The following is a 22054-nucleotide window of genomic DNA, read 5'->3' as shown; positions in this document are numbered from 1 at the left end:
TCAGTGCCCTGTGTTGGCGGACTTGCGGCGACGCACCTGGGTGACGCGGGCGGCCAGCAGCGCGAACACGATCACGCCGACCAGCAGCAGCAGCCAGACCATGTGCCGTTCCCACTTCGATTGCGGGTTGCCGTCCTGCGCGATACGCGTGCCGTAGGGATCCTGGCGGTCGAATTCGCGCACGGCATCACTGCCGTCGAGCACGGCGAGATCGCCCCGCAGCAAACGGAATGGGGCGCCGAACGGCGGTGACTGCGCACCGAGGTCGCTGTAAACAACGCCCAGCTGGCCACCGGACGACCCCACCTGCACCACCGCGGCACGATCCAGCCCGCTCACATCCAACAGCGGTTGCGGCTTGCCGCCGATCAGCAGGTGGCCATCCTTCAGGCCGGCCACATCGACACCGGATGGCGCCACGCCGAACGCCAGCCACGGCGCGCCCGGGCTGACCACGGCACCGGCTTCGACCACCTTCAGTTCCGATGCCTCCGGCGATGCGCCCACTGCGCTGGTCACCGCGATGACCTTGCCCAGCGAGGCCGGCGCATCCTGCAGCCAGGTGCCGGGCACGAACACCTGGTTGCCGCGCGACAGCTGGCTGCTGGCACCCACGAAGTCACTGCCCAGCGAACGCTTGGCCAGGGTCAGGTGGCTGCTGGGCAGGATCGAGACCGGATAGCCCGTGGCCGGATCGTGGCAGTAGGGACGCGCCGGCTGGCGCAGGAAGCTGACACGGATCTGGTTGCGTGCCGACAGCGCGTAGGCCGGCACCTTGGCCACCAGCCGTTGCGGCTGGCCGTTGGCCGACAGCACCTTGCCACCCAGCAGGTAATCGTTGAGGTAGATCGTGGCGACCGCGCCCTGCCCGGCCGCGTTGGGGGCCGCCGAGACATCGATCACCACCTGCTCGGGCAGGCGGCCATCGGCCGACAGTGCGCCGAGGTCGAAGCTGGCGCTGCGGTCGGCGCGGGTCACCACATCCATGGTGCCAGCGATGTTGCCGAGCCGGCTCAGCAGTACCTGGTCACCGTCCAGTCTGGGCGTGCCCGCTGCGCTGACCTGCAGGCTGCGGCCCAGTGCATAGCTGCGCCACTGCTCGGCGAGCAGCCCGGCGACCTTGCCCGCCGCCGCCGGGTCGACCACCAGCGTCGGACGCCCGGCCACGGCCACCACGCTGACCGACGCGTTGGCGGCGGGCTCTTCCAGGCCGCCCATGTCGGTACCGCGCCACGCGGCGAACGCGGTGCCCGCATCGGCCCCTGCCGCGCCGACCTGTACGGCCAGCGCATCCAGCGCCGCACGCACGCCGGCGCGCAGTGCATCGCTGCCGATCATCACATCGGCGGCCAACGGCCCGCTGTCGCGCAATGACAGCAGCGCGCCGACTTCGGCCAGATCCCTGATCGCATGCGCGCGCTCACCCGTGGCCAGCGCGGCGTAGGCCGGCACGCCCTGCAGGCTGGCCGGGATGCTGATACCGGCCAGGTCAACGCTGTCACCGACCTTGGGCAGGGCCACCACCTGCACCTGTTTGCCCCCGGCCTGCAACGCGGTACCGATGCGCCAGGCCGCATCGTAGGCCGTTGCCTGCAGCGCCTTGCCATCCACCAGCAGGCGCACCCGCGGTGGCAGCGCCCCCCACGCCTTGGCAACGGTATCCACGGCGCGGCCGTCGAAGCGGTAGCTGAAACGCGAGTCCGGCGACAGCCGCAGCACATTGGCCGGCGCGCTCTGGTCGGCGCACTGGTAATCGGACACGATCGACCACCAGCCGACGCCGACCCGTACGAAGCCGCTCTGGCGGGGTTCGCCATCGATGGCCAGCAGCTGGCTGGCATCGCCCTGGGCATCGGTGATCGAACGCGCCGCGATCGGGTCGCCATCGACCGACCACAGGCCCGAGGTGCGCCCGGCGTGGCCGCGCACGTAGCGCCCATCCAGCTGCAGCTGCGCGTCGCGGGTGGCCACACCGGCCGGCACCGGCAGGTAGACCTCGCGCTGGCTCTCCTGCCCGCTCAGCACCAGTGGCTGGCGGAAACCGAGTTCGCGCAGGGTCATCTGCCGGTTCACCGTGCTGTCGCTGCTCCATTCGGTGAACTGGCCGGCGACGCTGTCGGCGGCATGGGCACTGCCAACCACGCCCGACAGGACGAACGCAGCGGCGGATGCAAACAGGGAAGAGCGGCCGGTCTGGGTCATGGCGTCACTTCGCGTGGATGGGGTGGACGGCGCCGCTGCTGCGGACGCCGGGCGAGAATTCGGGAAGGGGCGCACCGCGCAGGGCGGCGACGATGCGGGCGCTGGCGCGGCCATCCCCGTACGGGCTGGCATCGGGGTCGAAGCGGGCCGGCTGCGGGGGGCGTGCCAACACCGCGTTGACCGCATCGACGATGCGCGAGGGCGTGGTGCCGACCAGCGTGACCACACCGGCTTCGACCGCCTCCGGCCGTTCGGTGACATCGCGCATCACCAGCACCGGTTTGGCCAGCGCCGGGGCTTCTTCCTGCACGCCACCGGAGTCGGTGAGGATGACGTCGGCGCGCTGCATCAGGCGCACGAAGCGCAGGTAATCCTGCGGCGGCACCAGGTGCACGTTGTCGAGGTTGCCGAGGTGGGCATTGACCGGGCCCTGCACGTTCGGGTTGAGGTGCACCGGGTACAGCACCTGCAGGTCCGGCCGCCGTGCCAGCTCGGCCAGCGCACGGCAGATGTCCTCGAAGCCCTGGCCGAAACTCTCGCGGCGATGGCCGGTGACCAGCAGCAGCCGGCGGCCGGGGTCGAGCATATGGAAGGGTTGGTCGGCCTGCGCACGCAGTGCCGGATCGGCATCCAGCCGCTGCACGGTCTGCTGCAGGGCATCGATGACGGTGTTGCCGGTGACCAGGATCTGCCCGCCCAGGTGCTCACGGGCCAGGTTGGCGCGCGAGCCGGGAGTGGGTGCATACAACTGATGGCCGACCACATCGATCACCCGCCGGTTCATCTCCTCCGGCCACGGCCGGTGGATGTCGCCGGTGCGCAGGCCGGCCTCGACATGGCCGATCGGGATGAGGTGATGGAACGCGGCCAGGGCCGCGGTCATCGCCGTGGTGGTATCGCCATGCACCAGCACGTAGTCGGGGCGGGCCTGCGTGTAGAGCGCGTCAAGCCGTTCGAACAGCCTGGAACACAGGCCATTGAGGGTCTGGTTGGGCACCATGACATCGAGGTCATGGTCGGCGGTGATCTCGAACAGCGCCATCACCTGGTCGAGCATCGCCCGGTGCTGCCCGGTGATGCAGACCACCGATTCGATATCCGCAGCGTGTGCCAGGGCGCGCACCAGCGGCCCCATCTTGATGGCTTCCGGTCGCGTGCCGAACACCGACAGGACCTTCACCGGAGCGCTCCCGAAAGCCGGCGCGGAAGGGGGCAAGCAGCAGTAGCCACGTCTGGATCCTTTCGGCGTTGCCGTCCAGCACCCGCAGGCAGGAGACGGTCACCTCATGAGGAAACTCCAAATTCGCGACATACATCACACTAAGGCGTCTGTATGCGCGTCGTGGCATCGATCTTCATCGTTGCAGGATCAAGACGCAGTCAACGCCGCCCGTGAGCCGGGCGACGTTGCGGCGGAGCGCAGCAGGGGCAGCCGCCGGGGCGGCCTTACTCGTACTGGATGGTGAACGTGGCCTGGCCGTTTGCGACACCCGCGCCCACCGTACCGGCCTGGGTCTGCACGTAGCGCGCGCGCAGCGGCAGCGCCATGACGCTGGTACCCGGCGCGGTGGTGCCAACGCTGATGGTCTGGCCAAAGCGCACTTCACGCTCGGTGCTGCCATCGCGCTGGACCATCTGGATGCCGATGCGGGTGGCACTGTTGCTGGCCGCGCTCAGCTTCAGCACGCCCGGCATGTTCGAGCTGTCCTGGTCGGCATCGAGGCGGATGCCGATCTTGCTCTGGTAGGCGGCAACGTTGCTGCCCTGGCAGTTCAGGCGGATCTCGAAGTCGCGATCAACGGCCTTGGAGCCGACACCAGTGAAGGTGGTGTTGGGCACACTGCCGAAATCGACGGCAATGTTGCGGCTGCCGGCCTGCACTTCACAGGTCGGGCTGACCACGGTGGTGCCCGAGCCCTTGAACGTCGAGGTCAGTACCGGGCGCCCGGGGCCATCGCCGTCGAAGTAGTAGTTGGTGAAGCGGCCGTTCGGCGCGATCACGCCCGAACCGGTCTGCGCAGCGGTCTTGATCAGCTGGATGCGGAACTGGCCACCGATGAGGCTGACCACGGAACCGCCACCGAAGTTGATCGAGTGCGGGTAGTAGGTCTGGATCGCACCCGAATCGCGGTACAGGCGGATGCCGACGCCTGCCACATCGGTTTCATAGACGTTCGAGAAGCCGGCCACGGGGCGCTTCTGCGCTGCGTTGACGTACTCACCGATCGAACGACCGCCGGTCCAGGAATCGCAGCGGGCAACGCTGTTCTGCTGGGTGATCGGTTCACTGATTTCCTTGATCACACCGCCGACCGGGGTGCTGGGCAGGATCACGATCTGGCCCATGTCCATGGTCACGTCCTGGGCGATGAACCAGCTGTTCTGGATGCGGCAGGCGGCGCTGGCCTGCTGCGCCAGCAGCACGCCGCCCAGTACGGCCAGCGCGGCCAGCGCCTTGCGGCCACGGGAAGAAATCATCGGCATGCTGCCTCCAGCGGGATGAAGCCGGTCTTGGACGCATCGGCGCCCGCCGGTACCTGGTAATCAATGGTGCAGCGCTGGTCGGCACCGGCGCCCCACTCGACCTGCAACTGGCCCTGGTTCTTCTCGCTGCGCACGTACAGGCGGCCGCCCTGGCTGACCATGCCGACCGGCTGGCCCTGTTCGTCCTTGACCTGCGCACCGAACGGCATGCTGCGGCCATCGGCGTTGCGCACCTGGATCAGCAGCGCGTTGCCCTTGCGGGTGTCGAAGCGCAGGTAGCTGATGGCACCGGCGAACGGCGCGATGGACTGGCTGGTGCTTTCCAGTTCGACGTCGTGGGCCATGCCCTGCGGATCGAGGGTGACGGTGTTGAGGCGGTACGGCGACACGTACGGCACCACGGCGTAGCCGCGGCCATCGACGCGCAGGCCCGGCGCGTTGCTGACGATCGCATCGCGCGCGCCCGGCGCTTCGACCAGCACCATGGTGTCGCCGCGCTGCGGGGTGAAGGTGAAGCCGCCCGGATGCACGACCACACTGCCGTTGGCACCGACCGACGCCTGGCGGAAATCACGCGAGTGGCTGTAGGTGGCGTTCAACGCGGAGTAGCGGCTGCGGTACTCCGCATTGCCGACCGCGGTGGTGCCGCCCTCGCGGGAATCGGACAGGGCCACGCCGTAGCTGAAGTTGTTGTCGACGCCGGCCGAACCGGTGATGCCGACGCGGCTGTTGTCGTAGCCACCGCGGTCGCGCGCGCCAAGGTCGGCGCTGAACGACACCGGGTGGGTGCCCCGGCCCAGCGGCACGCTCATCGACAGCAGGTACTGGGTATCGGAACGGCCGAGCACGCCTTCTTCGGTGCGCAGCGCCGAGAAGCCGTAGTTCACCGAGCGCCAGGCGTTGTTGTAGCCCACCTGGTACTGCTTGGAGGTGCCGGAACGGTCGTAAAAGTCACGCACCGAGCCGGTCACGTACAGCGCACCGCCACGTCGGCCCAGCGGCTGGTTCAGCGTTACCTGGAACTGGCTGCGCTGACGGCCACGGGTGGTCGGATCGATGCCGCGCTTGTCCGAATCACGGCCATACAGCGCGTCCTGCAGGCTGTAGAAGCCTTCAGTGGAGTAGCGGTAGGCGGCCAGGGTCAGGTTGGTCCCGGTCTCGCCGATCATGTTGCTGTAGCTCAGCCGCACACTGGCGCCGGTATGGCTGCCGTAGTGGTCGAACGAGGTCCGTGCATGGGTGACGTCGGCAGCGAAGGCACCGATGCGCGTGGACAGGCCGACACCGTACAGCAGCGACAGGTAGCCTTCGCTCAGCGCGCTGCCGCCGTACAGGGTCAACTGGTTGCCGATGCCACGCTGGTAGGTACCCTGCACCAGCCACGGCTCATCGGCCAGCAGCTTGTTGCGCACCTGGCCGGCGGTCAGCGAGTAGCGCGACACGCCTTCGCGCAGCATCTGCGGCACAGAACCGAACGGCACCTTGAATTCGCGGTGGCGGCCGTCGGCCTCGATCACGCTCACTTCCAGGTCGCCGCCGTAGCCGGTCGGGTACAGGTCGTCGATGACGAAGCTGCCCGGCGATACGGTGGAGGAGTAGATCAGCTGCTGGTTCTGGCGCACTTCGATGCGCGCGTTGGTTTCGGCAATACCGCGCACGACCGGCGCGTAACCGCGCAGCGAATCGGGCAGCATGCGGTCGTCGCTGGCCAGGCTGGCACCCCGGTAGCCGATCGAATCGAACAGCTCGCCCGTGGTGTAGGCCTCACCAATGGTGAGCATGCCGCGCACCTGCGGGATGCCGCGCTGCGCATAGGTGGCAATGCTCTGCCAGTGGCGGCCGTTGCCTTCGGACCAGGTCAGGTTGGAATCGTGGCGGAACTGCCAGCCTCCCAGGTTCAGGCCGGCGTTGAGGCCGAGGTAGGCGCTGCGATTGCGCTGCCCCCCTTCAACACGGCTGTCGCTGTCGATGGCGTTGAAGCTGTAGCCGACGAAGCCAGCGTTGATGCCGCGGTCCCACAGCGACGGATTGACGTAGCCGCGCGCCTCGCGGCGCAGGAACACCTGCGGGATGCTGAGGTCGTAGCGCAGGTTGCCGCTGTCATAGATGCCATAGGCATTGGCCATGCGCCGCTGTACCGGCACGCAGCTGTTCGTGTCGGTCGGCAGCGTCGGGTCCTGCTGCAGCAGCACGGCCTCGCTGTCCACACCCATTTCTTCCAGCATCGGCAGCGGCAGGCAGGCGTCGACGCGGCCCTGCTCATCGGCCTTGAACTGCAGATCGCGACGGCCCTGCCAGCCACCGTTGACGTAGACGTCGACACGGTAGGTGCCAGCCACCATCGGGTTGCCATTGGTGAAGGAGGCCAGGTCGACCTGCTTGGCCTGGCCGGAGAGGAAGCTGGAGTTGAACTGGGCCGACTCGGGTGCACGCGCATTGGCCGCACCGCTCTGCGCCATCAGCGCCTGTTCGCCGAGATTGGCCGGCGCAGCCAGCGCCCATCCTGGGCAGGCCACGCCAGCAACCAGCAGGCAGATCGCCTGGTGGATCGACAATGTCAATCTGTTTCCGATCACACTGACATTCCTTCAATTCGCCGCACGGCGGCGGTGGCGGGATGCGCAGGCCCATGGCCGGCGCGGCGCGTTCAGCCCCCGGTACTGCCGAGGCGGACCGTGTGCTCCACCCGACCGCCGTAATCGTTGATGGTGATGAAGCGCACCTGGTCGGAGCCCGCCGGTGCGGTGAACTCCAGGCTCTGCTTCGGCGCGACCATGGCGCCCTTGTCCTCGACGGTCTTCTCGCTGCTGCCGGTCACGGCATGCACTTCGGCCAGCGTGACGTGGAAGGGGCTGGGGTTTTCCACCCGCAGGCGATCGCCCGTGCGGGTCCAGCGCAACGCTGCCGGCGCGTCGTTGGCGACGCCCTTCAGGCCCTGCGGCCGGTAGAACAGTTTCAGGCGCGAACGGAACGCGACCTGCAGGTAATTCTGGTCGCCGCTGTCGGCGTTGTCGGGCGACGGCGGCACATCCAGCACGTTGAGCCAGAACACCGACTCACGATCGGTCGGCAGCTGCGCACCGGAGAAGATCACGCGCAGCGCCTGGCTGCGGCCCGGCTCGACACGCGCGATCGGCGGCGTCAATACAAACGGGGCGTCGCTGTTGTCGGCGGTCTGGTTGGCGTCGCCGCTGTCGATCCAGGCCTGGACCAGCGCCGGCGAATCGCCCACGTTGTCGACCTGCACGGTCACTTCGCGCGCCTGCGCCGGATAGATCACTCGCGTGCCGTTGACCACCACGCCGGCCAGAGCGTTCTGGCAGAAGGGCAGCGTGAACGCTGCCAGCAGCAGCGCCCGGGGAAAGATTGCTTTCATCGGAAGTACTACGCTCGAGGGGTGTGGCCAGGGGCCGCGAAGCACTGGCCGGCGCGTACGCCGGCCAGTGCGGGTACGACGACGATCAGTTGTAGATGATCGTGTACTTGACGCTGCTGGTGACGTCGCCCGGGGTGGCGGCGGCAGTGGCGTAGTACTCAGCGTAGTAGTTCAGATCGGCCGAGCCGTCGGTGCCGACGGTGACCCACTGCGAGTTGGTCTGCGCCAGGCCAGCGCCGGCAGCCTTGATCGGCAGGAACTGGTTGTTCGAGCCCAGCAGCTGCAGCTGCACGTTGGTGGCAGCGTTGGCCGAGGCCTGGTTGACCAGGCGGCCGCTGTTGAAGTCGACGGTCGAACCCGGCTCGAAGTAGGTGGCGACGTTGCCGGCGCTGCACTTGGTCAGGTTGATGGCGAACGGGGTACGGCCCGCAACGGCACCGGCGGTGGCCAGGGTGTTCTTGGACACGGTCGGCAGGGTCACGGCGAAGTCCTTGCCGCCCGGGGTCGAGATGGTGCAGGTCTTGTCGGTCACCTTGCCATTGAAGGTGATGGTGCCGTCGGCGGCGTTGGCGGCCAGCGGAGCGGCGGCCAGCATCAGAGCGGCAATGAGGTTCATCTTGTGCATTCGCTTTTACCTAACCCTACTGAAGAGATGAGAAGTAGAGGAGGAAGCAAGGAGCACTGCCGGGCTAACAAGACCCATCCTTGCGTCTCACCTGTGGCCGGACTCGGACATACCTCTCCCTGAATCCGTGACGCAAGTATAGGCACAACTGTGATGAAAGTCTCATTATTTTTCTGAACGCCAATTCATTGACGCATTAAATGTGACGTGCTAGGCGAAATCACAGCCTCGGGGTGCGGGGGATTTGACGCGGGGCCCGGTCACGCTACAAACGACTGGGGATGTCGCATTGCGCGACGCGTTCGGCACGCGCGGAAACAGGCATTTTTCAGGGGGAATTTGGCTTCTTTGATGCGCATCACTCTTTCTTGGTGATGGCCCTAGCAGATTCGGAATCGTCCTATTAAAGGTTGATCGATCCTGTCGCTAACTAGGACACACCGAACCAGAGAACGTGTCATGAGGAACTCCATTCTGCTGTGCGTGGCCCTGATGTCCGTCAGTGCGCTGGCCCAGGCCAGCAGCGGCAGCATCCGTTTCAGCGGCCGTATCGCCGAGCCGGGCTGCACGACGAACCTGTCCCAGGGTGAGCTGAGCCTGGCGGCCTGCCCGCCGTCGGCCAAGGGTTCGACGGTGGCCGTGACGGCACTGGCCGATGGCCAGGCGGCGACGCTGCGTGACGGCAAGCGCCAGGGCCAGAAGCTGTCGGTGTCGGCCAGCGCGATGCGCGCCGGCGATATCGCCTTCTCCGAGCGCTACAGCGTGCAGGCTTCGAAGCAGCAGCCGCTGCAGGGCGCCTACCTGGTGGTCGTCGACTACCTGTAAGCCCTGCAGGCCGGTATTACTCCGGCTGTGGCAATTCGAACACCTGGCGCAGGTAGGCCAGGTAACCCGGGTCGTCGCACATGCTCTTGCCCGGCGAATCGCTGAGCTTGGCCACCGGCTGGCCGTTGCAGCGGACCATCTTGATGACGATGTTGAGCGGCGTCGGGCCCAGGTCATTGGTCAGGTGGGTGCCAACGCCGAACGCGACCTGGCAGCGACCGCGGAAGTAGTCGTACAGCCGCATCACCTTGGCGATGTCGAGCCCATCGCTGAACACCAGCACCTTGCTGCGCGGATCGACCCGGCGCTGCTGGAAATGCGCCAGCATGCGGTCGCCCCAGTCGAACGGATCGCCGGAGTCATGGCGCACACCGTCGAACAGCTTGCAGAAATACATGTCGAAGTCGCGCAGGAACGCGTCCAGGCCGACCACGTCGGACAGCGCGATGCCAAGATCGCCACGGTACTCGCGCGCCCACGATTCCAGTGCTGCCACCTGCGAATCACGCAGGCGCGGGCCGAGCGCCTGGAACGCCTGCAGGTACTCGTGGGCCATGGTGCCGTGCGGGGTCATGCCATACAGGCGCGCGAAGTGGACGTTGCTGGTACCGACCAGCTGCGGGCCGAGCGCGTCGCGCAGCAGCGGCAGCAGGCGGGCATGCCAGTCACGCGAGTAGCGGCGGCGGCTGCCGTAGTCGGCGATGCGGCAGTGCTCGAAACCGGGGGTATCGCGCAGCAGCGCGGCCTTGGCCTGCAGGCGGCGCTCGCCTTCGGCGAAGTCGGCCGTGGTGGTGTTGCGGAACCAGACTTCGTTGATGATCGCCAGCAGCGGCACTTCGAACAGGATGGTGTGCAGCCACGGGCCGGTGATGTCCAGCTCGATCTCGCCGGGCACGGCCGTCGACGCACGCAGCTGGATGTACTTGCGGTCCAGATGGAACAGGCCGAGGAAATCGGCGAAGTCCGGCTTCACGAAGCGCAGGCCACGCATGTAGTCCAGTTCCGCGTCGCTGAAACGCAGGCTGCACAGGTGGTCGATTTCCTCATCGATCTGGGCGATGTAGCTTGCCAGGTCGATGCCGGGGGTGCGGCACTTGAACCGGTACTGCACCTGGGCGCCGGGGTGCTGGTGGAGCACCGCCTGCATCATGGTGAACTTGTACAGGTCGGTGTCGAGCAGGGACTGGATGATAGGCATGGGGCGGATTATGCGCCCGGCGGAGTGAACCGTGGGCGCGGCGAGTGGAGCCACACCATGCGTGGATGACCCTTTCCATGCAGCCGAGCGTGGGCTCGGCTCTACAACGACCTGCGCAGCAGGCGCGGCACCAGCATCAGCGCATGCGCCCAGATCGCAGCCCATACCGCCGCGCGCACCGGCAGCGAACGCTGCCTGGCCTCGAACTTCTGGAAGTAGCGCCACAGCCCCCTGTGCTTGTGCCATTCCACGAAGAACGGCCGCGAGCGGCTGGAGACACCGCGCACATGGGTAACCTGCAGGTCGTTGGCGATCGCTACCACCGCGCCGGCTTCGCGCGCGCGCCGGCACAGGTCCAGGTCCTCGGCGTGCAGGCGATAGCCCGCGTCCCAGCCACCGATACGGTCGAACAGCGCGCGCGGCATCATCAGCAGTGCGCCGGATAGTGCCGGCACCCGCTGCAGTGCCTGGTGCGGCTCACGCGGAACCGCCAGCTTCGAGCCCTTGCCGGGCGAACGCAGCATCCTCAGGAAATCCGGGTCGCGGCGGCGCACCGCCTCGTCGGCATGGCCATGCTCGTCCACCTGTTCAACGCCCAGCAGGCAGTCGCCCAGCGCTTCGGCGCGGGAGCGCAGTTCGGCCAGCGTGTCCGGCTCGACCATCAGGTCCGGGTTGATGAAGGCCAGCCACGGGCTGTGCGAGTCGGCCACGCCCTGGTTGTTGGCGGCGGCGAAGCCGGGATTGTCCGGGTTGCCGACGAAGCGCACGCGTGGATCGTGGCTGGCATGCCGCTGCACGATGTCCAGGGTGCCATCCAGCGAACCATTGTCGATCACCCGGATCTCGGCCACATCCTGCGCCTGGCGCAGGCGCGAGAGGCAGGCATCGATGGTGCTCCCACTCTGGTAAGTGACGACGATGGCGGCGATGGCAACATTCAAACGGGTGGCTCCGGCACTGACGGGACGAACAGGTCGCCCTGTTCCTTCGGCATTATCGCCTGCCGCATGCGCTGCTGCAGGTCGGCGCGCAGCCCGTGCAGCGGGTCGTGCATCAGGAAATCGGCCAGCCGCGGTACCCAGGCCGGCCAGCGCGCGGCCAGGGCCTCCAGATCGCCATCGCGGCTGACCGCCTCCCCTGCCCGGCTGACGAAGGCGGTCTCGCACAGCACGTTGCGCCAGCCAAGGCCGGCCATGCGCAGGCTGAGGTCGACCAGTGCCGCGTTCCAGCCAGCGTAGCTGTCCACGTCCAGGCCGCCGGCGCGACGGCGCGCGTTGCCGCGCACCAGCACCGCGTGGGTGACCGCCGATGGCAGCTCCGGGTGCAGCGTCGGCAGCGTCGCGCAGGTGTGCGCCAGCAGGACCGGGTCCTGCGGCTCGGCATTGATCTCGCCCAGCCGTGGCCACGCGGCGGTCTCGCCGGCATTGCACCAGGGGGTTGCGGTGGCGATCGCGGCATCGCGGGCGAAGGCATCCTGCAACTGCTGCAACCAGCCGGGTGATGGCACGCTGTCCGGCGCCAGCACGGCCACGTCCAGGCCATCGCAGGCGCGCAGCATCTCGTCCAGATGGGCGACTTCGCCCAGTGGCCGCGCGCGCCGGGTGTACTCGGCCTGCAGCGGCGTATGCGCCAGCCAGTGTTCCACCACCGCCTGCGCGCGTGGCCCGGTCTGTGCGTCATCGGCCAACCAGACCGCGGTCCCTGGCGCCGTGCCGGCATCCAGCGCGGCCAGGCAGCGGTCGAGTGCGGCATCGTCCACGCACAGCGGCAACAACACGATCGCCCCCATCCCGCCTCCGTGGTTGTCGGTGGCCACAGCGTAGCACCGGGAGGGTATCGGCCGGGTTGCACCCGGCACCCGCGGAGGCTGGAGCCGAAGCCGAAGCAACAGCCAGAGCGGGTTCCTGGGGGATGGCGGGGTGGGTCCGGTTGCGGGGGACGCTGCAAGTACGTCCATGTAAGCTCGGTCTCCGCATCCATGCGGCTCACGCCCCCGCAACCGGACCCACCCCGCCTTCGACAGATTTCTGCGATCTGTCGGCAAAGCCTGGGGTCAGATCCGTTTTCCAGAGGAAAACGGATCTGACCCCATTTTCTGATTTCGAAATCTGACAGACAGTCATCCACGCATGGCGTGGATCGTGTCGACCAAGGTCGACACCTACCAACAGCCGCGGGAGTCTGTCAGAGGTGGGTCGGCGTGGGGTGGCAGGACCGTTGGCGCCATGGATGGCGCCATCGAGCCCCCAGGGACGGGTTTACGGCGTGTCCTGCCACCCCACGCCGACCCACCCTCCCTCAGTAAACCCGCTGTTGCTGTTGCTGTTGCTTTCGCTTTGGCCGTTGCCGTTGCTCCGGCCTCGGCGGGTGCCGGGCGCCGCCCGGCCGTAACCCCTTACTTCTTCGCGCGCGGCTGGTTCAGCGGCTCCATCGCGCGGAAGCGCTTGCTGTACTCGTCGGTCAGGTTGCGCGATTCCAGGCTGTTGCGCACGATGCTCGGGGTCAGCAGCACGATCACCTCGGAACGGCGGCTGGAGCGGCTCTTCTGCCCGAACAGCGCGCCAACTACCGGAATACGGCTCAGGCCGGGAATGCCGCTGCTGCCATCGGTGCCCGAATCCGTGATCAGGCCAGCCAGCATGATGGTGTCGCCGCTCTGCACCGCCGCTTCGGTCGACAGCTTCTTTGTGGAAATTCGCGGGTTGCAGTTGCGCTCGGTCGGATTGCAGTTGTCGGGCACGTTCGAGGCGCTGCTCACTTCCTGCACGATATCCAGGAACACCGTGCCATCGCGGGTCACGCGCGGACGCACCTTCAGGATCACGCCGGTGTCGATGTACTGCACCGAGCTGTAGGTGCTGGTGCCCACGCCGGTGTTCACCGTGGTGGTGTTGATCGGCACCTTGTCGCCCACGTTGAGCGTGGCCTCGGCGTTGTTGCGCACGAACACCGAAGGCGTCTGCAGCAGGCGTACATCCGTGACCTTGTCCAGCGCACTTACCACCGCCGCGCCATTGTGGCCGGTGAATGCCCAGCCCAGGCCTTCGCCGCCCGTTGCGGCACCGGCGAAGCTGCTCCACGAGCCACCCGCTGCCGCCGGCAGGGTCACGCCGCCCAATGCGCCCGTCAGGGCACGCCCGGCCACGGCATTGTCAAAGAACCAGTTCACGCCGTACTTCAGGTCGCCATCCAGCGAGACCTCGGCCACCTGGGCTTCGATGTGTACCTGCAGCGGCATCACGTCCAGCTTCTCGATCACCTCGCGGATCGAGCGCCACGCCTGCGGCGTCGAGCGCACCAGCAGGGTGTTGGTTTCCTCCACCGCCGACACGCCGACGCGGTCGCCCTCCACTTCCAGGCTGACACTGACGTTGCCGGGCTGGCGCTGCGGCAGGTTCAGGCTGCCATTGCTGCTGCCACTGCCACTACCACTGGTTCCGCCCAGCGTCGAACCCAGGTTGCTGCTGCTGTTGTCCATGCCACGGTCGCCGTCGCCGCCCAGCTGCGACGGAATGGCGCCCGGTGCCAGCGAGGCCGGGCTGGAGCCGCCGCGGTTGCCACTGCTGGCGAAGGCCTCGCTGAGGCGCTCGGCCAGGTCGCGCGCCTTGATGTAGCGCAGCTCGTAGGAGAACAGGCGGGCGCTGCCACCAGCGGTGTCGATGCGATCCAGCCACTGCTGGATCTGGTCCAGGTAGCGCACCTGCGGCGTGATCACCAACACGGCGTTGGCATTCTCCAGCGGCAGGAAACGGAACATGCCGGCGCTGGGCGTCTTGCTCTCTTCGCCGAACACCTTTTCCAGGTCGGCCGCGACCTGCTCGGCCTTGCCCGACTGGATCGGGAACACGCCCACCGACATGCCCGACAACCAGTCGACGTCGAAGATCTCGACGGTGCGCAGGTAGTTTTCCAGTTCCGCGCGGGTACCCCCCAGGGTGATCACGTTGCGGCCACTGTCCACGTTGACGATGGCGTTGGGGCGCGCGTACGGCTCCAGCACCTTCTTCATTTCGGTGGCGGAGATGAACTGCAGCGGGACCACGCGGACTTCGAAGCCGCGCGCGCTGGCCGCGGGTGCCGTGCTTGGCGCGACCGTGCCGGCCAGCGCCTGGTCGGCGGCGACGATGTTGTAGCGCCCACCGCTGTAGACCATCCGCGCGTTGTTCCAGCCCAGCACCATCTCCAGCAGGTTCAGTGCCTGCGCCGGCGATACCGGCTTGGGCGTGGCCAGGGTGACCGTGCCCTGCACGCCTGGCGCGATCACGTAGTTCTGGCCAAGCATGTCACCAAGGATGGCCTTGACCACCGCATGCAGCGATTCGCCTTCGAAGTTGAAGGTCGCCTCGCCGGTACTGGCACCGTGCAGCGCCGGTGCCGGCGCACGCGCGGCCTCGCGGTTGATCATGGTGCCGGTGCCGCGGCGGATCACCGCCTGCGGTGCCCCCTGGCTTTCACGGGCGGCATCGGCAGCGACATCGGCCGCCTGGCCGGCGTCGGCGCTGGGCGACAGATTGCCGTTGCGCTGCACGTGCGGCGCGGACACCGTACTGCAGCCGACCAGCAGCGCGAGGGCAAAGGACCAGGGAAGAAAACGCAGGTTCATGCATTCACTCTATCGGTTGGTGCCATCGCCCGGGGGCGGCGACGGTTGTTGCTGCTGTTGCTGCAGCTGGCGGCGGCGGGCCTGGATGCGCTCGCGGATGGCCTGCATCTGCGCTTCACTGGGACCGTTGTTGTTGGCCGGTGGGGTTGTTGCAGCGGCCGCCGCAGGCGCTGGTGCATTGCCAGCGGGCGACGGCGATGGGATTGCCGCGGGCGGTGGCGGCGCCGGCGGAGCGCCCGCCGAGGGCGGCACCACGATCGCACCTGCAGGCGGTGCGCCGTTGGCACCGCGCAGCACCGTCGGCGGCTCACCGCCCTGGCCGTTGAACACCGCCAGTTCCAGGACCTGGTTGCCACCGGGGCCGATCACCGTCGCCTGGCGCGGCTGCAGCGCCACCAGCTGCCAGCCATCCACGGCTTCGCCGTTGAGGCGCAGGCGCAGCGAGCGGTTCTGTTCGGTGGTGAACGTGGCCATGCCGAAATCGCCGGTCAGCAGCACACCGGTGAGGCGCAACGCGGCGCTGGCCGCCGGTTCGCTGCCACCCAGCAGATAAGGCCGCGGCCTGCGGTCTTCGGCGAACAACGGGCGCTCACCGATCGCGCTGTAGCTGTCGGCGCTGGCCATGCGCTCGGCCGCCAGCGGCGGCAGCGATGGCAGCGATGGCGCGGCGTCGGCATCACCGCCGGCACCCGGCAGCTGGCTGCCCAGCCCGAAGCCGGTCGCCAGCCAGACGGCGGCCGCCCAACCGGCCAGCGCCAGCAGGAAGCCGGTACGCAGGCTGATCTGCTCAAGCTTCATCGGCCACCTCCTGTCCTTCGGACGGGGGCGCCGGCTGCGGCGCAGGTGCGGCCTCGGCCGGCGACGCGGACGGTGCCGGTGTCGCAGCAGGCGCCGGAACCGTGCCATCGGCGGCAGCGCCCGGCAGCAGATAGCCGGCCAGCTCGAAGGACACGTCCAGGCCCAGCCCCGATTCGTTCGGTGATTGCTGGAAGCGCTGCGCGATCAGGTTGAGGTTGTCGACGAACAGGCGTGGGCTGCCGGTTTCCAGGCTGTGCAGCACGGTGGCCAGTTCGGCCACCCCGCAGCGCAGGCGCACCTGCATGGCGACGCGCACGAACTCGGCGTCGCGCCGGTTGTCGGTCAGCGGCGTGCGGTTGCTGATGGTGCAGCTGCGGTTGCCCGGGCTGGCCATCGCCACCGCATCCTGCAGCCGGGCGCCCAATGCAGCGGCGGCAGCTTCGGCAGTGGCTTCGCGCAGGAAGCCTGGCCGCTGCTGCAGTGCCTCGCGGGTAGCGCGAAGGCGCTGTTCGATCTGCGGCTGCTGCTGCAGCTGCGCCTGCACGCGCGACTCGCGTTCGCGCAGTGCGGCGACATCGGCATCGATCGCACGCAGCGGCTGGGTGAACCAGGGGTGCACCAGCAGCAGATAGGCCAGGCCCAGCACTGCCAGCAGCAGTGCCAGCGCCAGCCAGCGGTCACGGCGTGCGCTTGGCATCGGCATCGGCCGCCTCCGGGGTTGGTGCGGCGGCCGGCAACGGCTGCAGTTCGGCGGTCATGGTGAAGCGGTCGCGGCCACTGGCCGCGCCATCGGCCTGCAGCACCCCGGTCAGGTTGACCTTGCGCCACTGCGGTGCGTCCTGCAGCAGCTGCACCAGCTGCGACGCCTCGCGGCTCAGGCCGATCAGCTGCAGGTTGTTGTTCTCGATCGCCAGCTTCTCCAGGTAGGTACCTTCCGGCAGGCGCCGGGTCAGTTCGTTCCAGATTTCAACGGTGCCGGCGCGCTGGCTGCGCTGCTTCTCCAGGAATGCGGCGCCATCGATCAGCGCCTGCAGCTGCGCGCGTTCGCTGGCCACACCTCGCGCACTGCGCGCGCTGCGCTCGACCTGTGCACGCAGCTCATCGGCGGCGGCCTGGCGGTTGTCGAGCAGCTGCACCGCGGCCAGTACCAGCATCACGACGGCAGCCACTGCCAGAAGCAGGTTCCAGCGTCGCATCGGGTCTGGCCGCAGTTGGCGCTGTGCGGGCGGCAGCAGGTTCACCTGCAGCACGTTGCCCTGCGCATCGATGGCATCGACGCCCGCCAGCGCATCGGCCCATGGGCCCACACTGGTGCGCCATGCGTCCAGCTGCCGCAATGGCCACGCCACCAGTTCGACCTGCAGCTGGCCCTCGCCGCCCGCGCCGAGCTCACGCACGTCATAACTGACCTGGGATGATTCGAACGGGGTCTGCCGGTCGATCTCGAAACCGACCACGGCGCGCAGGCGGTCGGCCGCTGCGGCAGGCAGGCGCAGGCTACGCCGCAGGACGTCCGTCGCCGGCAGCAGCCACACCCGCGGCAGAGTACGCAGGCGAGGCTCCAGCACGCGGTCCAGCTCCACCGGCGACAGCGGCCACGGCAGGCGCGCCACCGCTTCGCGGCGTTCGCCGGCTTCACGCCAGACCTGCAGCTGGTCGCCCTCGTGCAGCAGCAGCAGGCGTGCCTGGCCCCAGCCCAATGCCCATTGCCAGCGCACCGGCACCCAGGCCAGCAGCGACTGCCGCCACCAGCGCAGGAAACGGCCGGCGCCCGGGCCGATCCGGCCCTGCACCTGCCGCAGACTGTCCTGCCACGCCGTCATCTTGCTGTCATTCCCTGCTCCCAGCGAAGCACTGTGTAAGTCCGCCCGGGAACCCCGCCCGAGCCACTGCGTACCACTGCCTGCAACACCGACCTGCGTCCACTGCCGTCGATGGCACCGGACTCGATACTATAGGTGCCGCTGCTGCTGGCAAGCGTTGTCGTGCCGCCAGCGGAATCTGCATCACGCTCCTGCTGTGCGCGCTGCGCCATCACACTGTCCGCATCCAGGCCCAGCGCGGTCAGCACCGGCGCGCTGGCGAACTGCGGATCCGGCCGTGCCTGGCGGCTGTAGAGGGTCAGGTGCGGCAGCATCGCCCGGTACAGGGGTCCGCGCATGCCCAGGACCCGCTGCAGCTCGCCCAGGGTCTCGAAGCGCTTGTTGCGTGGGCCGTAGGGCAATCCGGCTGCGGCGTAGTCCGGCGCTTCGGCGCCACCGCCCGGTTGCAGCAGGCTGTCCTCGTCGCGCCAGTCGATGATGGCGCCGGCCAACTGCCGGGCCTGTGCATCGTCTTCGCCCAGCGCCTTGAGGAAGGCGGTCAGCAGTGCGGCGTCGGCCAGGTTCAGGTTGATCTTGCCGTTCTCGTCCAGCACCTTGATCTCGATGCTGGCGTCGTCGAACTGCCAGCGGTAGGTACGGCCATCGGCACGCCAGGGCGCCCGTTGCGGATCGGCTGACAGGCGCAGGAGGGCATATTCGAGGCCGGCGCGCGCACGTTCCTGCCCGCGTGCATCGTCATCCAGCACGCGCTGCTGCAGGTGCTCGACCCGTGCGCTCAGCGCGAACGCACCGACCAGCGCCGTCATCAATGCGATCAGCCACAGCACCAGCACCAATGCCGCCCCGCGCTGACGGCTCATCGCGTGCCTCCACTGCCACCGGCACGCAGCGCCACCACCAGTGGCGGCCACGGCGCGCCCCGGGATGGCACGATCTGGATTTCCACCAGCATCGGCAGGCGGCGGGTGTCATCCCAGCGCGGCAGCCAGTCGGTCACCTGCCCGGTGCTGGCATCGATGCCGCGATAGCGCAGCTGCACCGACTTCAGGTTGTCCACCAGCACCTCCGGCGGGCGCGGCGGATTCTCGGCGATGCGCTCGCCTTCCTGCAGCAGCACGAGGTCCAGCAGCAGGCGCTGTTGGCCACCGCGTCCGTCCACCTGCAGCGCGTGCAGGTAGGGGCCGCCACGGCCGAGGTAACCGGGCAGGTCGGCGGCGAACAGCATGCGTTGCTCCTCGCCCTGGAAGAAGATGGGTTCGCGGGTGGGGTCCGGGGCCTCCAGCGGGGTGCGCAGTGCACCCGCCAGCTGCCTGCGCAGCAACGACTCGACCGCGCGCATGCGTTCGCTTTCAGCGGCGATCTGCTCGCCGCGCTGGCTGACCGCCATCGCCGAGCGCACGCTGGCAAAGGCCAGTGCCAGGCCACCGGCCAGCAGCACGGTGGCCAGCATCACTTCGACCAGGGTGAAGCCCGCGGCGCGCCGCTTCATCGCGCGTTCTCCAGGTCGGGCGGCAACAGGCGCAGGCTGCGCCAGTGCAGTTGTTCGCGCTCGCTGTCGCCCCAGCGCACCCGCAGCTGCAGCTCGGCCAGCCATGGGGTGCCCGCTGACGTGGCCTGCACGACGTTGCCGGCGCGTGGCTCGACCCACGGCTGGACCTGCAGCTCCCAGTGATAGCGCCCCTGTTCCCAGTCACCCTGCTGGCTGCCCACCTGCAGCGGCGCGTCGACACCGGCCTGGGCCAGCAACGACTGTGCATGCAGCACCGCACGCGTGCGCAGCTCGGCGTCACGTACCTGCTTCGCGCCACCGGACAGGCTGCCCAGCAGCAGGGTCAACGCCAGGCCCAGCAGGGCGAAAGCGACGATCACTTCCAGCAGGGTGAAGCCACGCGCGCGCCGCTTCATTGCGCCCGCCAGGGGCCGGAGCGGACCTCGCCGGTCAGCCAGCCGACGTCGACGCGCCATTCGGCACCGTCGCGCTGCAACCGGATACGGCCGCCGCTGGAGCCACCATCGGGATGGAACTCGATCACGCCCTGCCCCGCCGCGGTGGCCAGCTGTGCGGCACCTTCGAACTGCACCTGCAGCTGTGCCGGCACCTCACCGTGGCGCTGGTTGGCCCCCTCCCAGCGGCGCCGTGCCGGTTCGATCACGAAGCGCTGCGGTTCGCCGCGGGCGATCGCCTGCGCGCGCACCATGCGCAGCTGGCTGGCGATGTCCTTGCCGGCGCTGCGCAGCTGCATGCCGGCGAACCCGCGCGACAGGCCGGCGGCGGTGATCAGGCCGATCGCCGCGATCAATGCGATCACCAGCAGCATTTCCAGCAACGACAGTCCAGCCGCGCGCCTGCCGTGCAGGCGCGGGCGTGGCAACCGGCGCGGCAGGAAGTGCGTCATGCGCGGTTACGGCTGGTAGCGGATGTCAGCGTCGACGCTGCTGCCGCCAGCCTTGCCATCCTTGCCCAGGCTGACCAGCTCATACGGCTGGCCTTCGCCCGGCGCCCGGTACTCCAGTGCGTGGCCCCACGGGTCATTCAGGTCGGCGGGCTTGGCGTACGGGCCGAGCCAGCCGCCGACACCGGCCGGCGCCGTCACCAGGTCGTTGAGCGTGGCCGGCAGCTTGCCGGTGTCGATCTGGTAGTTGTCGATCTTGGAGGCGACGGTCTGCACCTGCGCCTTGGCGATGTTGGCCTTGCCACGGTCGGCGCCGCCCAGCACGCGGCTGGCGACCAGGGTCAGCACCGCGCCGATCAGCACGATGACGATGATGATTTCCAGCAGGCTCATGCCCGACTGGTTGCGCGCGGCGGTGAAGGAAAGGCGGATCGGTCGGCGACGGGCAATCATGGACGGTCCTTTCAGTTGCGGAGTATCGGGGTTGCAGGGAGTGCCATCGTCAACCGATGGCATTGGTCAGGTCATACAGCGGCACCAGCACGGCCACGATCACCGCGCCGACCACCGAGGCCAGCACCAGGGTGATCGCCGGCACCATCGCCGCCAGCATGCGGTCGATGCGCCGGGCGCTGTCCTGTTCGAAGGTGTCGGCGGCCTTGAGCAGCATGGTATCGAGTGCGCCGGATTCCTCGCCGACCTGGATCATCTGCAGCGCCAGGCGCGGGAACCGCTTGCCGCGCGACAGGGCCAGCGACAGGCCGGCGCCGTTCTTCACTTCATCGGCGGCCGTTTCGACGTCAGCGGCCAGGGCGCGGTTGCCCAGCACGTTGCGCGCGATGCCCAGTGCCCCCAGCAAGGGGACGCCGTTGCGCAGCAGTGTGCCCAGCGTGCGCGCCAGCCGGGCGGTTTCCAGCTCGCCGATGAGGCGACCGATGCCACGCCGCTGCAGCAGCCAGCCATCCAGCGCCAACCGGAACGCCGGTTGCCGCGCCTTGCGCTCGAAGAACAGCACCAGCACGCCGGGCACCACCAGCAGCAGCACCCACCAGTCACGCACGAACAGGCCCAGCTGCAGTACCGCGTTGGTGAACCACGGCAGCGCCACGTCCAGGCTTTCGTACATCTGCGCGAACTGCGGCACCACGTAGCCGAGCAGGAACAACAGCGCGCCACCGACCACCACCAGCAGGATCGCCGGGTAGACCAGCGCGTTGATGACCTTGCCCTGCAGCGCGCGGCTGCGCTCGAGGTAGTCGGCCAGGCGTTGCAGGGTTTCATGCAGGCTGCCACCGGCTTCGCCGGCGCGCACCATGTTCACGTACAGGCGCGAGAACAGCCCATGCTGGCGCTCCAGCGCGGTGGACAGCGGTGCGCCACCGCGCACCACGTCGCGGATGTCGGTGATCGCGCGGCGCGATCGTTCGTCCTCGGGCAACCCCAGCAGGATCGACAGCGCGCGGTCCAGTGGCTGGCCAGCACCGAGCAGGGTCGCCAGCTGCTGGGTGAACTGCAGCAGCGCGGCCCCCTGCAGCGGGCGCTGCTGCAGCAGGTTGCGCCAGCTGCTGCCGCCGATCGCGCCGGCGTCGGCCAGCTGCGTCTCCATCGGCAGGTGGCCCTGGTCCTGCAGGCGCGCGATCAGCTCGGCCTCGCTGGCCGCTTCCATCTGCCCATCGAAGACCTCGCCATGCGGATTGAGCGCCTTGTAGCGATAGTTCGGCATGTCA

The 22054-nt window shown here is 68.4% G+C and carries 19 protein-coding genes and 1 pseudogene; 1 reads left to right on the top strand and 19 read right to left on the bottom strand.

All coding sequences use genetic code 11. The features are described 5' to 3' along the window. The 6 genes and pseudogenes from AC5P7A_RS07245 to AC5P7A_RS07220 all read right to left on the bottom strand — a co-directional run bounded on the left by AC5P7A_RS07245 (position 1) and on the right by AC5P7A_RS07220 (position 8687). On the bottom strand, positions 1-2202 hold the full coding sequence (locus AC5P7A_RS07245; RefSeq protein WP_495219993.1) for a hypothetical protein: 2202 nt from the start codon (positions 2200-2202) through the stop codon (positions 1-3). Then, positions 2199-3382: pseudogene (gene wecB / locus AC5P7A_RS07240) on the bottom strand (non-hydrolyzing UDP-N-acetylglucosamine 2-epimerase). The gene AC5P7A_RS07245 and the pseudogene wecB overlap by 4 nt, the downstream one beginning before the upstream one ends. Before the next feature lie 266 nt (positions 3383-3648). Continuing rightward, the gene (locus AC5P7A_RS07235; RefSeq protein WP_049442171.1) at positions 3649-4686 is read right to left on the bottom strand and encodes a fimbrial protein; all 1038 of its coding nucleotides are present in this window, start codon (positions 4684-4686) and stop codon (positions 3649-3651) included. Further along, positions 4677-7241: a fimbria/pilus outer membrane usher protein gene (locus tag AC5P7A_RS07230; RefSeq protein WP_495220025.1), complete on the bottom strand. Its 2565-nt coding sequence runs from the start codon at positions 7239-7241 to the stop codon at positions 4677-4679. The genes AC5P7A_RS07235 and AC5P7A_RS07230 overlap by 10 nt, the downstream gene beginning before the upstream one ends. Before the next feature lie 92 nt (positions 7242-7333). Further along, the gene (locus AC5P7A_RS07225) at positions 7334-8062 is read right to left on the bottom strand and encodes a fimbrial biogenesis chaperone (RefSeq protein WP_014645904.1); all 729 of its coding nucleotides are present in this window, start codon (positions 8060-8062) and stop codon (positions 7334-7336) included. Positions 8063-8147: 85 nt separating this feature from the next. After that, the gene (locus AC5P7A_RS07220; protein WP_014645903.1) at positions 8148-8687 is read right to left on the bottom strand and encodes a fimbrial protein; all 540 of its coding nucleotides are present in this window, start codon (positions 8685-8687) and stop codon (positions 8148-8150) included. Positions 8688-9146: 459 nt separating this feature from the next. On the opposite strand from AC5P7A_RS07220, the gene AC5P7A_RS07215 reads away from it, so the two are divergent. After that, complete coding sequence (locus AC5P7A_RS07215) at positions 9147-9512, top strand: hypothetical protein (RefSeq protein ID WP_014645902.1); 366 nt, start codon at positions 9147-9149, stop codon at positions 9510-9512. Positions 9513-9528: 16 nt separating this feature from the next. On the opposite strand, the gene pncB is transcribed toward AC5P7A_RS07215, so the two are convergent. The 13 genes from pncB to xpsF form a co-directional block, all read right to left on the bottom strand. Next, positions 9529-10710, bottom strand: coding sequence for a nicotinate phosphoribosyltransferase (gene pncB, locus AC5P7A_RS07210; RefSeq protein WP_014645901.1), 1182 nt, complete (start codon positions 10708-10710; stop codon positions 9529-9531). Positions 10711-10811: 101 nt separating this feature from the next. Next, positions 10812-11651, bottom strand: a complete 840-nt coding sequence (locus AC5P7A_RS07205) for a glycosyltransferase family 2 protein (RefSeq protein WP_014645900.1) — start codon at positions 11649-11651, stop codon at positions 10812-10814. Then, positions 11648-12499: a glycosyltransferase family 2 protein gene (locus AC5P7A_RS07200; protein WP_346601527.1), complete on the bottom strand. Its 852-nt coding sequence runs from the start codon at positions 12497-12499 to the stop codon at positions 11648-11650. The genes AC5P7A_RS07205 and AC5P7A_RS07200 overlap by 4 nt, the downstream gene beginning before the upstream one ends. A 606-nt stretch (positions 12500-13105) precedes the next feature. After that, entirely contained in the window at positions 13106-15313 is a 2208-nt protein-coding gene (gspD, locus tag AC5P7A_RS07195; protein ID WP_049404733.1) for a type II secretion system secretin GspD, read from the bottom strand. Between the two features lie 9 nt (positions 15314-15322). Further along, complete coding sequence (locus AC5P7A_RS07190; RefSeq protein WP_014645897.1) at positions 15323-16111, bottom strand: type II secretion system protein, XpsN-like; 789 nt, start codon at positions 16109-16111, stop codon at positions 15323-15325. Continuing rightward, positions 16101-16814 carry a type II secretion system protein GspM gene (gene gspM, locus AC5P7A_RS07185; RefSeq protein ID WP_032957951.1) on the bottom strand — a complete coding sequence of 238 codons (714 nt, stop codon included), beginning with the start codon at positions 16812-16814 and terminating at the stop codon, positions 16101-16103. The genes AC5P7A_RS07190 and gspM overlap by 11 nt, the downstream gene beginning before the upstream one ends. Beyond that, on the bottom strand, positions 16789-17934 hold the full coding sequence (locus AC5P7A_RS07180) for a PilN domain-containing protein (protein ID WP_111205443.1): 1146 nt from the start codon (positions 17932-17934) through the stop codon (positions 16789-16791). The genes gspM and AC5P7A_RS07180 overlap by 26 nt, the downstream gene beginning before the upstream one ends. Continuing rightward, complete coding sequence (locus tag AC5P7A_RS07175) at positions 17931-18794, bottom strand: type II secretion system minor pseudopilin (RefSeq protein WP_046428741.1); 864 nt, start codon at positions 18792-18794, stop codon at positions 17931-17933. Before AC5P7A_RS07175 ends, AC5P7A_RS07180 begins: the two co-directional genes overlap by 4 nt. Next, positions 18791-19423, bottom strand: coding sequence for a type II secretion system protein J (locus tag AC5P7A_RS07170; protein ID WP_049404741.1), 633 nt, complete (start codon positions 19421-19423; stop codon positions 18791-18793). The genes AC5P7A_RS07175 and AC5P7A_RS07170 overlap by 4 nt, the downstream gene beginning before the upstream one ends. Next, positions 19420-19839 carry a type II secretion system protein XpsI gene (gene xpsI / locus AC5P7A_RS07165; RefSeq protein WP_075076486.1) on the bottom strand — a complete coding sequence of 140 codons (420 nt, stop codon included), beginning with the start codon at positions 19837-19839 and terminating at the stop codon, positions 19420-19422. Before xpsI ends, AC5P7A_RS07170 begins: the two co-directional genes overlap by 4 nt. Further along, positions 19836-20330, bottom strand: coding sequence for a type II secretion system protein XpsH (gene xpsH, locus AC5P7A_RS07160; RefSeq protein ID WP_014645891.1), 495 nt, complete (start codon positions 20328-20330; stop codon positions 19836-19838). The genes xpsI and xpsH overlap by 4 nt, the downstream gene beginning before the upstream one ends. 6 nt (positions 20331-20336) lie before the next feature. After that, positions 20337-20780 carry a type II secretion system major pseudopilin GspG gene (gspG, locus tag AC5P7A_RS07155; RefSeq protein WP_014645890.1) on the bottom strand — a complete coding sequence of 148 codons (444 nt, stop codon included), beginning with the start codon at positions 20778-20780 and terminating at the stop codon, positions 20337-20339. A 49-nt stretch (positions 20781-20829) separates the two neighbouring features. Then, a complete protein-coding gene (xpsF, locus tag AC5P7A_RS07150) occupies positions 20830-22050 on the bottom strand; it encodes a type II secretion system protein XpsF (protein WP_032956504.1) in 1221 nt (406 codons plus the stop codon). Positions 22051-22054 lie beyond the last annotated feature (4 nt).

The organism is Stenotrophomonas sp. YJH_SMC_65 (assembly GCF_059369475.1).
This window is presented reverse-complemented; position numbering and strand designations above follow the sequence as displayed.